Below are 13,807 nucleotides of genomic sequence, written 5' to 3'. Positions count from 1 at the left end.
TCATGTTGAGAAATATCATCATTGGACTATTAGGTGTTGCTGTTGTCGGCCTTGGGTACTGGGGCTTCCAGGAACAGGGGCAAAAGCAGACCTTAATGATCACAGCGGAAAACAATTATCAGCGTGCATTTCACGAGCTGGCTTTTCATCTTGATCAAATTGAAGATCAGCTCGGGTCAACATTGGCGATGAATACGAGACGTCAGCTGACGCCGGCGTTAGCCGAAGTGTGGCGGGTGACGAGTTTGGCGCAGGAAGAAATCGGGCAGCTTCCGCTGAACTCGATTGATCTCGGGCAGACGGAGGAATTTCTGTACAAGCTTGGCCGCTTCAGCTATCAAACATCTATACGTGACCTTGAAAAGGAGCCGCTGACTGACAAAGAGTATGATACATTGACGCATCTTTATCAGCACTCAAAGGATATCCGTTCGGAATTGCGGAAATCTCAGGCGGAGATGCTTGCTAACCGTCATCAATGGCTCGATCTTGAAAAAGAGCTGGAAGCAAGCGAGGAACCTGGCGATAACACGATTGTCAATAATCTTGAAGTGATGAATAAATCGGTCCAAGGCTTCAGTGAAACAGAATGGGGCGCAGGTCTTGCTGCGATTGACGATCTGAATGGGGAACTGAAAAAGGCCCTTACCGGAAAGGAAATCTCGAAGCAGGAAGCAGAAAAAATTGCGCGCCAGTATCTTGAAATGAGCCCGGATGTGCCCGTGCATGTATCGGATACCGGAGATGGGCTTGAATATCCAGCTTATACGATCGTGATCGACGATCCAGAGCATGAAACGAATTATTATATGGATATGAGTGTAAAAGGTGGGGAGCCGATCTGGTTTTTGCAGGACAGACAAATCGAGGAACAGCGGCTCAGCCTGAATGAAGCGGTTGAAAAAGGAAAAGCCTTCCTGAAGCGGACCGGCAAGGAAGGGATGCAGCTGATCGACAGCAAGCAATATGATTCGATAGGGATGCTTGAATTCGCCTACGTCGAAGGGAATGTCCGCGTCTATCCGGATACGGTTACGCTTGAAGTAGCGCTTGATGACGGCGATATTCTCGGCTATGAAGCCAAGGATTACTTGCTGAACCATAAAGAGCGCAATATCCCGGAACCTGCGATTACGAAAGCGGAGGCCGAGGAGCGTCTTAATCCAAGGCTTGAAGTAATGGAAAGTCATGTAGCGTTAATTGAAAATGAGCTGAAAGATGAAGTTTTGTGCTATGAGTTTTTCGGTGTCATTGACCAGGACACATACCGGATCTTTATTAATGCCGAGGATGGCCAGGAAGAAAAGGTCGAACGCCTTGACGGAACCGAGCCTGTGTATCAATTTTCATAAAATCAGACCGGAGACAAAGAGCTAGTGGCAATGGCTTCACACGCCACAAGCCCGTTGTGAGAAACCCACTCACAACGAGGCCACTGAAAAACCTCTTTTTCCGTAACTCGAAGAAGAGTAATGGCTCCGCGCGTTGCGCGCCTTACTACGAAAAACCCACTCGTAGCAAGGCTTTCAAAATCAGGCAACGGCTACGCTCATTACGAAAAAGCTGCTGAAAAAGTACGATTTTCACTTTTTCAGCAGCTTCCTCACAACGGGCTTTAAAAGATCGTGGCGGTTCCACTCACAGCCTCTTTTGCATTTTTCGTTTGGTTGTTTCTCCAGTGCCATGCCGCGGTTTTTTCAGATCAACGCCTGCCTGCGGAAAGCGTGCCCCCCCTCCCGGCAGCGAGGTCGAAGAGCCAAACCCTGACTATTAACAAAGAAGAAGCATATCGTGCTTCTTCTTTTTCCTTGTTCATGCGATAATGGAGAAAGAAGGATATCAAAAAGGAGGAGTGCTGCTTGATTAATATTGGCTCGACGATCTTTTTGGAACGAAAAGATTGCAATGAGGAGGAGGTGGAGACAAAATTTCACTGCCGGCTTATTGATCGCGATGATAATTTGTTAATTGTTGATGAACTGTTAAGCGAGCTGACGAACACGGCGAGTATTTTCAAAACCGGTACAGCATTTGATGCCTGGTTCATCGGGCGGGATGAAGCGAAATATGTGTTTGAAACAGAACTTGTCGGCAGAAGAAAAGGGAATATTTCGATGTTTTGCCTTAAAGATCCGGGGAAGGCAGGTTACAAGCGGATTCAGCGCAGAAATTATGCCCGTGTCGAAGCGGCGGTTAATGTGGCGCTGCATTTTCAGGCGGACAGCAAGAAGCGCTTTGTCTCCGTGACAGCTGATCTTAGCGGCGGCGGCTGTGCCATCGACATTCCAAAGGGCAAGTCGCTTCCGGAAGAAGGAGAGGTCAGTCTCTGGTTCGTGTTGCCGATGCAATCAGGCGAAATCGATTATGTAAAGGGGCCGGCGAAGATCGTCCGCGTTTTTACGCCCCAGCCCGGAGCGCCTGAACGAGTTTCTTTGCAATTTACCGAGATGGACGACGCCGAACGACAGAAAATCATCCGCTATTGCTTTGAAAAGCAATTGAACATGCGCCGTCAGAAAAAAGAAGGATAGAAGCTTGTGGTCACGCTTTTTTTCAGACCTTTCGTTAGACCGTCATCGCTTCTTGTGATAAGATAGTAGTGAAAACGCTCTAAGCTCCCTTTATTCTTTTGAAAAAGGTGTTTGGTTGAATGGTATGAGGTGTAGATGTCAATGGATGAGAAATTGAAAATAGCAATTGATGGACCTGCGGGCGCAGGAAAGAGTACGGTTGCAAAGCTTGTTGCTGAGCAGTTATCCTTTTTATATATCGATACGGGAGCGATGTACCGTGCTCTGACCTGGGCAGCGATCGCAGCACAAATTGATCTAAACGACGGGGAGCGGCTGAGGCAGCTGCTGGATGAAACGACGATTCGTCTCTCAAATGAAGATAACAAATTAAACGTATATTTGAATGAAGCTGATGTTACGCAGCAAATACGGCAGAATGACGTTACAGCCCATGTCTCGCTGGTGGCAAGTCATGAATTGGTGCGTAAGGAAATGGTCGAGCGTCAGCGTCAGCTTGCGCAGCAAGGACGAGCCGTTCTGGATGGCCGGGATATCGGGACATACGTGCTGCCGGACGCCCAGATAAAAGTCTTTTTAACTGCTTCAGTGGAAGAACGAGCGCGGCGGCGATTTGAAGAGCAGCAGGCGAAAGGGATGGAATCCAGCCTTGAACAGCTGAAAGAAGAGATTGCCAGGCGCGATAATCTTGATTCGACAAGAGCGTTCGCGCCGCTGAAGAAAGCGGATGACGCCGTAGAGATTGACTCCACGAACCTTTCGATTGAAGAGGTGGCCGCAAAGATTATTGAGCTGGTAAAGGAGAGAACACGATAAGATGGGCTTATATCAGTTGGGTCAATTTGTTAGCAGATGCTTCCTTTCCAGCTCTTACAAAGTTGAAATCGTCGGCAAGGAGAATATCCCGTCGGAAGGGGGAGTTCTGCTTTGCGCCAATCATATCAGCAATTTCGATCCGCCACTGCTCGGGGCCTATATTGACAGACAAATCCATTATATGGCCAAACAGGAATTGTTTGAAAAACCGGTATTAAAGGGGCTGCTGCCGAAGCTTGGCGCCTTTCCTGTAAAAAGAGGAATGAGTGATAAGCAGGCATTGCGGCGGGCGATGAACCTGCTGAAAGACGGCGAAATGATCGGGCTTTTTCCGGAAGGAACGAGAAGTAAGGATGGCGTGCTTGGAAAAGGCATGGCAGGCGCCGGCTTCTTTGCGTTACGAACCGAGGCGACCGTTATTCCTTGCGCGATCATCGGCCCGTATGAACGCAAGAAACGATTAAAGCTGGTCTATGGCAAACCGATCGATTTTGCCGCTTATCGTGAGGAAAAGCGCTCTGCCGAGGAGGCAACCGCCTATATTATGGAGCATATCGGACAGTTAATGGAAGAGCATAAGTAGAGAAACCGTTCGTAAAATTTCTTTCGCAAGCGTGAAAGATTTTTAATATATTAGCGAGATCCGCGACTAGACTGCGGGTATTGAAGGAGGCAAAAGCCAATGGTCGAAGAAATGAACAATGAAGTGACAGGAATGAAGTCCTTCGAGGTAGGTGAAGTAGTAACTGGTAAGGTAACAAAAGTCGAGGATAAACAAGCGTTTGTCGATGTCGGCTTTAAGGTGGATGGCATTGTTCCAATCAGTGAATTATCGAGCTTGCATGTCGAGAAGGTCAGTGACGTTCTTTCAGTTGACGATGAGCTCGAATTAAAAGTCCTTAAAGTCGAGGATGACGAGCTGATCCTTTCGAAGCGTGCTGTGCAGGCTGAGAAAGCATGGGAAGAGCTTCAGGCAGCATTTGAGTCTGGTAAGATTATTGAAGCGGAAGTAGCCGAGGTCGTAAAAGGCGGTCTTGTCGTTGACCTAGGAGTGCGTGGATTTATTCCTGCTTCCCTGGTAGAAAGACATTTTGTCGAGGATTTCTCTGATTATAAAGGTCGTACGCTTCGTCTGCAAATTGCAGAATTGGATCAAGAGAACAACAAATTGATTTTATCACAGCGTGCTGTGCTTGATATGGAAGAAGAAGAAAAGAAGAAAGATGTTCTTCAATCTCTTAAAGCCGGTGATGTTGTGGAAGGAACTGTTCAGCGTCTAACGGATTTCGGTGCGTTCGTTGACGTCGGTGGAGTCGATGGTCTTGTACATATCTCGCAATTGGCCCACCATCGTGTGGAAAAGCCGTCTGATGTTGTTCAGGAAGGCGATAAAGTCAATGTGAAAATTCTCTCCGTCGATCCGGATAGCGAACGGATTTCGCTTTCAATTAAAGAAACGCTTCCGGGGCCGTGGGAGCAGATTGCGGGTCAGATCAAACCTGGCGATGTGATTGAAGGAACGGTCCGCCGCCTCGTTACATTCGGCGCGTTTGTTGAAGTGGCCCCTGGTGTCGAAGGACTTGTTCACATTTCGCAAATTGCCAACCGTCACATCGGTTCTCCTTCCGAGGTGCTGACAGAAGGCGAGACGGTTCAGGTGAAGGTGCTTGATATTAATCTTGAAGATAAGCGGATTTCGCTCAGCATCCGTGAACTGCTTGAGGATGAAGGCGAAAACGACTATCAGTCTTATGAAGCGAAGGATGATGAGCCAAGCGGATTCTCATTGGGAGATATGATTGGCGACCAGTTAAAGAAATATAAAAATTAATTACAGGTGATGAGATGAGCAGCAGAGCGAGCAGGAAACTTGATCATTTAAACCATGCGCTTGTAACCGGGCAGGCCCGCACTCATGGATTTGAGGATATTCGGTTTGTCCATAACAGCATTCCTGAGCAGCATGTCGATGCCATTTCTCTCACATCGCAAATCGGTGAACTTACGTTAAGTTCACCGATTTTTATCAATGCGATGACAGGGGGCGGAGGACTGCGGACGGAAGAGATCAACCGTCAATTGGCGGAAGTCGCCGCGGAAACAGGAGTCGGCATGGCTGTCGGCTCGCAAATGGCGGCGTTACGAGAAGCGGGACAGCAGCAAAGCTATCGAATTGTTCGTCAAGCTCACCCGCATGGCCTAGTCTTTGCCAACCTCGGCAGCGAGGCTACGGTTGACCAGGCGAAAAAAGCGGTTGAAATGATTGAGGCGGATGCTCTGCAAATTCATGTCAACGTGATTCAGGAGCTTGTCATGCCGGAGGGAGATCGTGATTTCCGCGGTACGTGGCAACGAATTACGGCGATTGTCGAGGCTCTTGATATTCCTGTGATTGTCAAAGAAGTCGGCTTTGGCATGAGTAAGGAAACCGTCGCCCGTCTCGTCGATTGCGGGGTGGCGGCCGTCGATATCGGCGGCTTTGGCGGGACGAACTTTTCGAAAATCGAAAATGAGCGACGTGAGCGCAGATTAGCGTATTTTGATGAATGGGGCATTTCCACTACCTGTTCCCTGCTTGAAGCGAGGGAGGCAAAGGGCGACATCGCCGTGATTGCTTCAGGCGGGATCCAGACCGCCCTTGAGATGGCGAAGTCACTGGCGCTCGGTGCTGCGGCATGCGGCTTTGCCGGTCACTTCCTCCGCGTGTTAACCGAGTCAGGACAGGATGCTCTGATTGCAGAAATTCGTACATTGCAGGAGGACTTGCGCTTTTTGCTGGCAGCCCTTGATGCAGAAAGTCCGCTGCAGCTGCGGGATACCCCGTTAGTAATCAGCGGGAAAACCTTTCATTGGGCGGTGCAGCGTAGTTTAACGATTTAATCCGTAGCGGCTGCAACGTTAAAAAAGCCAGCTGGAGGTGATTTTGTTCCAGCTGACGGCCAAGAGCGATCCTTTTATTCGCGCAAAGGGAGGCAAAAGAGAAAACCAACCTTTTAGACTTCGCATAGAGCTTGAGGAAGGGGAAAACCAGCCCTTTCCTCAAGCTTTTTTTATCGGCGCTGGTTCTGTCTGGCGTCTTCCGGTGATTCAAGCTTTGCTGCACCAGGGTAATCCAGGCTTTGATCGCGGTCGGATTCCACTCGTTTCGCCTGCCTGTTTTTCTTCTCCTGCCGGTCTTTTCCCATTGGCTCGCCTCCTTTTTGATTAGCTTGCCCAACGCGGCGGGTGAATTATGCAGAAAGGGTTAAAACAAGCTGAATCCGGCGATAATGGGGGAGGAGGTGAGAGCAGTGGACGGAGTTTTTATTTATTGGTTTGGCTGGCTATTGTGGATTGTGATTACGTTTTTTCAGAAAAAAACAACGAAACGGCTCGTAAATGCGGCGTTGCTTTTGCTGGTGCTTGCTTGCCTGCCGTTGACATTTTCGGTTGCGGGGATGTCGGTATCCGTGGTCTTTGCGGCGATGATTGCTTATGTATGTTGGCAAATGAGAAGCTTTTCCTGGCGGACGATTTTCTTCTTTCTCGTCGTTTCCTGGACAATTGCAGCAGCCTACGGAGCGTTCCGTCTGATGCTGATTTTTGATCCGGTGATCGAGCTGCTCGATACGCGCTGGATGAGTGCCGGTATTGCGTTTTTATTGGCTTGTTTGTTCGTCCGTCATATTCCGCGCAGCTGTCTGCTGGCGGTGTCCGGCCTGCTGCAAGGGGAGTTTGTTTTTCATTTCGTGTTACAGCAGTTTTTTCACTTGCAGGAAGTGACGGGAAGTCTTTACTTTTTTGACATTGTCGCCATCACTGTCTTTTTTTATGGCATTCTGCTGACCGTAAAAGGAGTCATGCGTCTTGTGCAGGAGATGACGATCAGACGGCCTTTTTCTTCACTTGAAAAAACATCGTAGAGAGGTCGACAAGTTCCAGTAAATCAAGTAATATAAAAAGGTTATGATGGAGAAAATCTGGACTGAAGGGGATTTTTTCTAGGGAGTAGCGTCTCCTGTAGTATCGGAAAGCAGAAAGGGTGTAACACGATGACAAAGCCGGTAGTTGCAATCGTCGGCCGTCCAAATGTGGGGAAATCAACGATTTTTAACCGGATCGTTGGTGAGCGGGTGGCGATTGTTGAAGATATGCCTGGAGTGACGAGAGATCGCTTATACGGCAAAGGAGAATGGTTGAACCGGGAATTTAATATTATTGACACAGGAGGAATCGAGCTTGGTGACGAGCCGCTGCTGATTCAGATGCGCGAGCAGGCGGAAGTCGCGATCCAGGAAGCGGATGTTATTATTTTTATCGTGAACGGGCGCGAAGGCATTACAGCTGCGGATCAGGAAGTGGCGAAGCTGTTATTCCGCTCAGACAAGCCGGTCGTGCTTGGCGTCAATAAGGTTGACAACCCGGAGATGCAGCAGGAGCTGTATGAATTTTATTCGTTGGGCATCGGCGATCCTTTCCCGATTTCGGGCTCACATGGTCTCGGGCTTGGTGATTTGCTCGATGAAGTGATCAAGCATTTTCCTGAGGAAGAAGGCGATCCGTACAATGAGAATACGATCAGAATCGCTTTAATCGGCCGTCCGAATGTCGGCAAATCCTCGCTCGTCAATGCGATGCTCGGAGAAGAGCGGGTCATTGTCAGCAATATTCCAGGAACGACGCGCGACGCGATTGACACGCCTTTTACAAAAGACGGGCAGGAATATGTGTTAATTGATACGGCCGGGATGAGGAAGCGCGGCAAAGTCTATGAAAATACAGAAAAATACAGCGTCCTCCGTTCATTGAAAGCGATTGAACGTTCCAATGTCGTCCTTGTTGTGATCAATGCCGAAGAGGGTTTGATTGAGCAGGATAAAAAAATTGCCGGCTATGCCCATGAGGCGGGACGGGCTGTTATTTTAGTCGTCAATAAATGGGACGCGGTTGAAAAAGACGATAAAACGATGCGGAATTTTGAGCAAAAGCTGCGGGACGAATTCCTGTTTTTGAGCTATGCGCCGATTTTATTCGTTTCGGCGAAAACGAAGCAGCGTCTGCAGCACGTACTGCCAATGGTGAAGAAGGTTTCGGAGAATCATCATCTGCGCGTGCCGACAAATGTGCTTAACGATTTGATTATGGATGCGGTGGCGATGAACCCGACGCCGACAGATAAAGGGAAACGGCTGCGGATTAACTATGTGACGCAGGTCGCTGTTGAACCGCCGACGTTCGTCTTTTTTGTCAACGAGCCGGAATTGATGCACTTTTCGTATCAGCGTTATTTGGAAAACCGTTTGCGAGATACATTTGAATTTGAAGGAACGCCGATTAAAATTTTTGCACGAAAGAAAAATCTCTAAGCAGACAATTAGGGGAAGCAGCAGTGGAGATGTCCGCTGCTCGATCTGCTCCACTCGGACGATCACGGCAGCGTACAAAACCATTGGCCCGATATAAATGAAAGGGAGAGAATGGCGTGGGAGACGGATTTATCGTTATTGCTCTTATTTTTATTATTGTAAGTGGTTATTTATTAGGCTCGATCAGTTTCAGTTACATCATCGCCAAAAAAATAAAGAAAGTCGATATTCGCCAGCACGGCAGCGGCAATGCCGGAGCGACGAATACGTTGCGCGTGCTTGGGGTCGGCCCGGCGGTTGCCGTCCTCGCTTTGGATATTGTAAAGGGAATCGCGGCGGTCTGGCTCGGCATTTTGCTCGCTCCTGATCAGTCCGGTCTATTTCCGGCTTTGGCTGGACTGGCGGCGATTCTTGGCCATAACTGGCCTGTTTATTACGGGTTCAGGGGAGGTAAAGGAGTAGCGACGACAATTGGTGTCCTGGCTACACTTGTCTTCTTCCCGGCTTTGTTTGCCGGCTTGCTGGCGATCGCCAGTATTTTCATCACTCGGTTTGTCTCGCTCGGTTCTTTATTATTTACAGTATTAACACCAGTGCTGACATACGTCCTTATTCATACTTATGATTATCCTATTCTATATGTCTATTTAACAGTGATTGTCGCCATTTTATCGCTTTGGCGTCACCGGACAAATCTGGCACGCCTTATCAATGGAACAGAGAGTAAGCTGGGCAAGAAAGCATAAGAATAGAGGAGGGGTTATAATGGGAACGATTTCCGTACTGGGAGCAGGAAGCTGGGGCACCGCACTGGCGATGGTCCTGGCTGACAACGGACACGCGGTGCGTCTGTGGGCGAGGCGGAAAGAACAAATTGAGGAAATCAATCAGCGTCACACGAACGAATCCTATTTGCCAGGTGTGACGCTTTCTGAGACGATTGTTGGCTGCGCCTCGATGGAACAGGCTGTGGAGGATACAGATGCAATTCTGCTCGTCGTGCCGACAAAGGCGATGCGGGAGACGGTTGCCGAGCTGCGAAAGGTACTGAAAAAAAAGGTTGTGATGATCCATGCGAGCAAGGGGATCGAACCAGGCACGCATAAGCGGATTTCGGAGATGATTGAAGAGGAAATGGGAGGCACCGAGCTGCTTGAAGCAGTCGTTGTGCTGTCGGGACCGAGTCATGCCGAAGAGGTGAGTCAGAGACAGCCGACGACGGTAACCGTTTCGTCCAAATGTCATCAGGCAGCCGAGTTCGCCCAGGATTTGTTTATGAATCAGCGTTTTCGCGTTTATACGAACCCTGATTTAATTGGCGTTGAAATTGGCGGGGCGCTGAAAAACATTATCGCCCTTGTTTGCGGCTTAACGCAAGGTCTCGGAATGGGAGATAATCCAAAAGCGGCGATTATGACACGCGGGCTGGCGGAAATCGCCCGTCTTGGCGTGAAGCTTGGGGCCAATCCATTAACCTTTGCCGGGCTGTCCGGTTTAGGCGACTTAATCGTGACATGCACGAGCATTCATTCGCGTAATTTTCGCGCCGGTAAGCTGATTGGCGAAGGAAAAACACTCGATGAGGTGCTCGATTCGATGGGAATGGTCGTCGAGGGAATTCAGACGACGAAGGCTACTCATGAGCTCGCCGTAGAATGCGGTGTCGATATGCCGATTACCGCTTCGCTCCATGCGGTCTTATTCGATGGTGTACAGCCAAAGGATGCGGCCGAAGGGTTGATGGGTCGGGTGAAAAAGCATGAGGTTGAACAGCTGCACACTGACATCGTCGATGCGGCGTATCGTCAGAGCTAAATAACCAGATTTCCCCCTTCCTGGGCGATTAAGGCACCACCTCCCTTCAGCCTGCATACGATATGGTGATTACGAATGAGGGAGGGTGCCGCATGTTTCAGAAAAATGACCCATCTATTATGGATCAAATTCAAAAAAAGACGAGTGTTAAGCCAGATGAACTCCTCAAGCTTGCCAACTCGGTCAGCCAGGCCAATCTTCAGGACGAAGCAACTGTAAGGCAGTTAATTGCCCAAGTCGCAAAGCTTGCAAATAAACCTGTTTCAAAGGAAAAAGAAGACCAGATTGTGAATGCGATTATTAACAACAACATGCCAACTGACTTTGCTTCTCTTGCGAAGATGTTCAATAAAAAATAACGGCTGGATAGGCTGCTGACGAAGCACACTAGCGGTTAGTGCATATAGTAGTAACGAACGAACATTACAATAGGGCTGTTCATTTGAAGGGTTTCGTCAAAACCGGAGAAGTGTGCCCCCGCTTCTCCGGTTTTTGCTATTTTCAAGCAGCGACGTTTTTGTGACTGATTGTGGTGAGGATTCCATTCTTTTTTCCTGATATGCTATAATACGAGTGATCGTCAGAAGGAGTGATAGAATTGTCACAAGCATTAATGAATATGTGGATTTCTTTTTTTGCGTTGGCCTTAATGTTTATTTCAGCAGGGACGGCGATTTTCAGCCGTGAAAAGTTAAAAGGCTGGCTGCAAAAAACGGTGCTTGCTTTTTCGTTTGTTTGCCTGCTTATTTCCGGAATCATCGTCTTCCTGATTGTCATCGGCGGTCCAACAGCTACGATGTAGGGAGAGGAGACAAAATAAAATGAAACAAATCAGTTGTACAAGCCTTATTATGTTGCTCGGCTTGCTGCTTTCCGGCTGCATGTACCCGAGTGAGCAGCGCGCTGAAAATCAGATTCCGTACCCGGATCAGCTTCAGGCTGTTCAGCAGGCGATTGAGCGGTTTCAGACCGATACAGGCGTGCTGCCGATACGAACCTTTGATGAAACGACGTCTCAGTATCAGCGCTATGTCGTTGATTTTAATCAATTGGTCCCGCGCTATATGCAGGAGCCGCCGGGATCGGCATTTGAAAATGGCGGTGTCTTTCAGTATGTGCTGGTCAATGTTGAAGAGGCGCCTGAGGTGAAAGTGATTGATTTAACTACCCAGCGGGCAATCCAGCAGATGCAGCAGCGCATCAATGATTATATGCGTCAGCATACATACGCCCCGGTTGCGGAGATCCTTGATGTCGGCTTGTTTCAGCTTGATCATCAGGCGCTCGGCTACGACGAAGCACCCCATGTGAGAAGTCCGTATCATGAAACGCAGCTTCCGCTTTTGTTTACAAATGACGGGGAGATCATCATTGACTACCGGATTGACTTAAATATGATGCTTCAGGAGCATGGTCATTCCTTTGCCGAAGGGGAAGATATTCGTCCTTTGCTCTATGAACACAGTCCGTTTGTGCCGAACCGCAGCATCCCATATGTGCTTGATGAAAATGGCGAGCCGGCATACGCGATCACACTTGATAAAAATTAAGAGGAAAAATTGGTCTATTGCCCCTTTTTATTTGATATATATATCAAAGGAAGGGGCAATTGTTTTCTGAACGACCCCTTCTCGGTGACCGAAAAGAAATTCATCTTACTTTTCAGCTGTTTCTTGCTGACGATTGTCATAAACGTTGGACAACATCATAAACATGATAGTGTCCAAGGTTTACGGAAACGAAGATGGGTTTCACATCTTTACTTAATCGGGAGGGGATCAAGTGGAAAAGGTAGATATTTTTAAAGATATTGCCGAGCGAACCGGCGGCGATATTTATCTTGGGGTTGTGGGTGCTGTCCGGACGGGAAAATCAACCTTCATAAAGAAATTTATGGAGCTTGTTGTCTTGCCAAATATCGAAAATGAGTCGGATAAGGCGAGGGCACAGGATGAACTGCCGCAAAGTGCAGCCGGAAAAACAATTATGACGACAGAACCGAAATTTGTGCCGAACCAGGCTGTTTCGATTCATGTTGACGAAGGGCTTGATGTCAACATCCGTCTCGTCGATTGTGTCGGCTATGCGGTTCCGGGGGCGAAAGGCTACGAGGATGAGCATGGGCCGCGGATGATCAATACGCCGTGGTATGAAGAGCCGATTCCTTTCCAGGAAGCTGCTGAAATCGGGACGAGAAAAGTAATCCAGGAGCATTCAACGCTTGGAGTCGTCATTACGACCGATGGTTCGATTGGTGAAATCCCGCGCTATGATTATATCGAGTCAGAAGCGAGGGTTGTCGAGGAATTAAAAGAGGTCGGCAAGCCGTTCATCATGATCGTGAACAGTGTTCGTCCTCATCATCCAGATACAGAGAATTTGCGGCGCCAGCTTTCAGAAGAGCATGACATTCCGGTGCTGGCGATGAGCATTGAAAGCATGACCGATCAGGATATTAACAATGTCCTTCGTGAAGTGCTATTTGAATTTCCTGTGCATGAAGTCAATGTCAATCTTCCGAGCTGGGTAATGGTCTTAAAGGAAGAGCATTGGCTGCGCCAAAGCTATGAAGAGTCCGTGCGGGAAACGGTGAAGGATATTAAGCGGCTGCGCGATGTTGATCGGGTTGTCGGTCAGTTCACCGAATATGAATTTATCGATGATGCGCGCCTTGCCGGAATTGAAATGGGCCAGGGCATTGCTGAAATTGATTTATACGCTCCGGACGATCTGTATGATCAGGTGCTGAAGGAAGTCGTCGGCGTTGAAATCCGCGGGAAAGACCATCTGCTGCAGCTGATGCAGGAATTCTCCCATGCTAAATCTGAATATGATCAGGTGGCAGAGGCATTGCGGATGGTGAAGCAGACCGGATACGGCATTGCCGCGCCTGCCCTGTCTGATATGAGCCTCGATGAGCCGGAAATCATCCGCCAGGGGGCGCGCTTTGGAGTCAGGTTGAAGGCGGTTGCTCCTTCAATCCATATGATTAAAGTTGACGTCGAGTCAGAATTTGCGCCAATTATCGGAACGGAAAAGCAGAGCGAAGAGCTTGTCCGCTATTTGATGCAGGATTTTGAAGAAAATCCGCTCTCGATTTGGAATTCTGATATTTTCGGCCGGTCGCTCAATTCGATCGTCAGAGAGGGAATTTCCGCGAAGCTGTCGCTTATGCCAGAAAACGCCCGTTATAAGCTGAAAGAGACGTTGGAAAGAATCATTAATGAAGGTTCAGGCGGACTGATCGCCATTATCCTTTGATTGACAGAAGCCCGGGGAAAAAAGAAGCTGCCGAAAAAG

Annotated in this window: 15 protein-coding genes; 14 read left to right on the top strand and 1 reads right to left on the bottom strand. The window is 48.6% G+C overall.

The window, feature by feature from the left end:
* Positions 1–2 precede the first annotated feature (2 nt).
* The 6 genes from ypeB (at position 3) to fni (ending at position 6,227) form a co-directional block, all read left to right on the top strand.
* The gene (gene ypeB / locus ABMB67_RS02690; protein WP_354571024.1) at positions 3–1,352 is read left to right on the top strand and encodes a germination protein YpeB; all 1,350 of its coding nucleotides are present in this window, start codon (positions 3–5) and stop codon (positions 1,350–1,352) included.
* A 507-nt stretch (positions 1,353–1,859) separates the two neighbouring features.
* Positions 1,860–2,531 (top strand): flagellar brake protein, encoded by a 672-nt coding sequence (locus ABMB67_RS02685; RefSeq protein ID WP_354571023.1) that lies wholly within the window; start codon positions 1,860–1,862, stop codon positions 2,529–2,531.
* Positions 2,532–2,672: 141 nt separating this feature from the next.
* On the top strand, positions 2,673–3,347 hold the full coding sequence (gene cmk / locus ABMB67_RS02680; RefSeq protein WP_251222420.1) for a (d)CMP kinase: 675 nt from the start codon (positions 2,673–2,675) through the stop codon (positions 3,345–3,347).
* Position 3,348: 1 nt separating this feature from the next.
* Positions 3,349–3,930 carry a lysophospholipid acyltransferase family protein gene (locus ABMB67_RS02675; RefSeq protein WP_251222419.1) on the top strand — a complete coding sequence of 194 codons (582 nt, stop codon included), beginning with the start codon at positions 3,349–3,351 and terminating at the stop codon, positions 3,928–3,930.
* A 99-nt stretch (positions 3,931–4,029) separates the two neighbouring features.
* Positions 4,030–5,178: a 30S ribosomal protein S1 gene (gene rpsA, locus ABMB67_RS02670; protein WP_251222418.1), complete on the top strand. Its 1,149-nt coding sequence runs from the start codon at positions 4,030–4,032 to the stop codon at positions 5,176–5,178.
* A 14-nt stretch (positions 5,179–5,192) separates the two neighbouring features.
* On the top strand, positions 5,193–6,227 hold the full coding sequence (gene fni, locus ABMB67_RS02665) for a type 2 isopentenyl-diphosphate Delta-isomerase (RefSeq protein WP_354571022.1): 1,035 nt from the start codon (positions 5,193–5,195) through the stop codon (positions 6,225–6,227).
* A gap of 170 nt (positions 6,228–6,397) precedes the next feature.
* On the opposite strand, the gene ABMB67_RS02660 is transcribed toward fni, so the two are convergent.
* A complete protein-coding gene (locus ABMB67_RS02660) occupies positions 6,398–6,532 on the bottom strand; it encodes a YpzI family protein (RefSeq protein ID WP_251222416.1) in 135 nt (44 codons plus the stop codon).
* Positions 6,533–6,637: 105 nt separating this feature from the next.
* Here ABMB67_RS02660 and ABMB67_RS02655 point away from each other — a divergent pair, with 105 nt between their 5' ends.
* The 8 genes from ABMB67_RS02655 (at position 6,638) to spoIVA (ending at position 13,768) form a co-directional block, all read left to right on the top strand.
* The gene (locus ABMB67_RS02655) at positions 6,638–7,249 is read left to right on the top strand and encodes a YphA family membrane protein (RefSeq protein WP_251222415.1); all 612 of its coding nucleotides are present in this window, start codon (positions 6,638–6,640) and stop codon (positions 7,247–7,249) included.
* A gap of 129 nt (positions 7,250–7,378) precedes the next feature.
* Positions 7,379–8,692, top strand: coding sequence for a ribosome biogenesis GTPase Der (gene der, locus ABMB67_RS02650; RefSeq protein WP_251222414.1), 1,314 nt, complete (start codon positions 7,379–7,381; stop codon positions 8,690–8,692).
* 116 nt (positions 8,693–8,808) lie between these two features.
* Complete coding sequence (gene plsY, locus ABMB67_RS02645; protein ID WP_390188838.1) at positions 8,809–9,438, top strand: glycerol-3-phosphate 1-O-acyltransferase PlsY; 630 nt, start codon at positions 8,809–8,811, stop codon at positions 9,436–9,438.
* A gap of 19 nt (positions 9,439–9,457) precedes the next feature.
* Entirely contained in the window at positions 9,458–10,507 is a 1,050-nt protein-coding gene (locus tag ABMB67_RS02640; RefSeq protein ID WP_251222413.1) for an NAD(P)H-dependent glycerol-3-phosphate dehydrogenase, read from the top strand.
* 92 nt (positions 10,508–10,599) lie between these two features.
* Positions 10,600–10,866 (top strand): stage VI sporulation protein F, encoded by a 267-nt coding sequence (locus ABMB67_RS02635; RefSeq protein ID WP_251222412.1) that lies wholly within the window; start codon positions 10,600–10,602, stop codon positions 10,864–10,866.
* A gap of 239 nt (positions 10,867–11,105) precedes the next feature.
* On the top strand, positions 11,106–11,309 hold the full coding sequence (locus ABMB67_RS02630; protein ID WP_251222411.1) for a DUF2768 domain-containing protein: 204 nt from the start codon (positions 11,106–11,108) through the stop codon (positions 11,307–11,309).
* A gap of 19 nt (positions 11,310–11,328) precedes the next feature.
* The gene (locus ABMB67_RS02625; RefSeq protein ID WP_251222410.1) at positions 11,329–12,057 is read left to right on the top strand and encodes a YphF family lipoprotein; all 729 of its coding nucleotides are present in this window, start codon (positions 11,329–11,331) and stop codon (positions 12,055–12,057) included.
* 232 nt (positions 12,058–12,289) lie between these two features.
* Positions 12,290–13,768 (top strand): stage IV sporulation protein A, encoded by a 1,479-nt coding sequence (spoIVA, locus tag ABMB67_RS02620; RefSeq protein WP_251193928.1) that lies wholly within the window; start codon positions 12,290–12,292, stop codon positions 13,766–13,768.
* Positions 13,769–13,807 lie beyond the last annotated feature (39 nt).

Origin of the sequence: Halalkalibacter oceani, assembly GCF_040544555.1 — a bacterium.
GTDB classification, from domain to species: domain Bacteria; phylum Bacillota; class Bacilli; order Bacillales; family Bacillaceae_D; genus Halalkalibacter; species Halalkalibacter oceani.
This window is presented reverse-complemented; position numbering and strand designations above follow the sequence as displayed.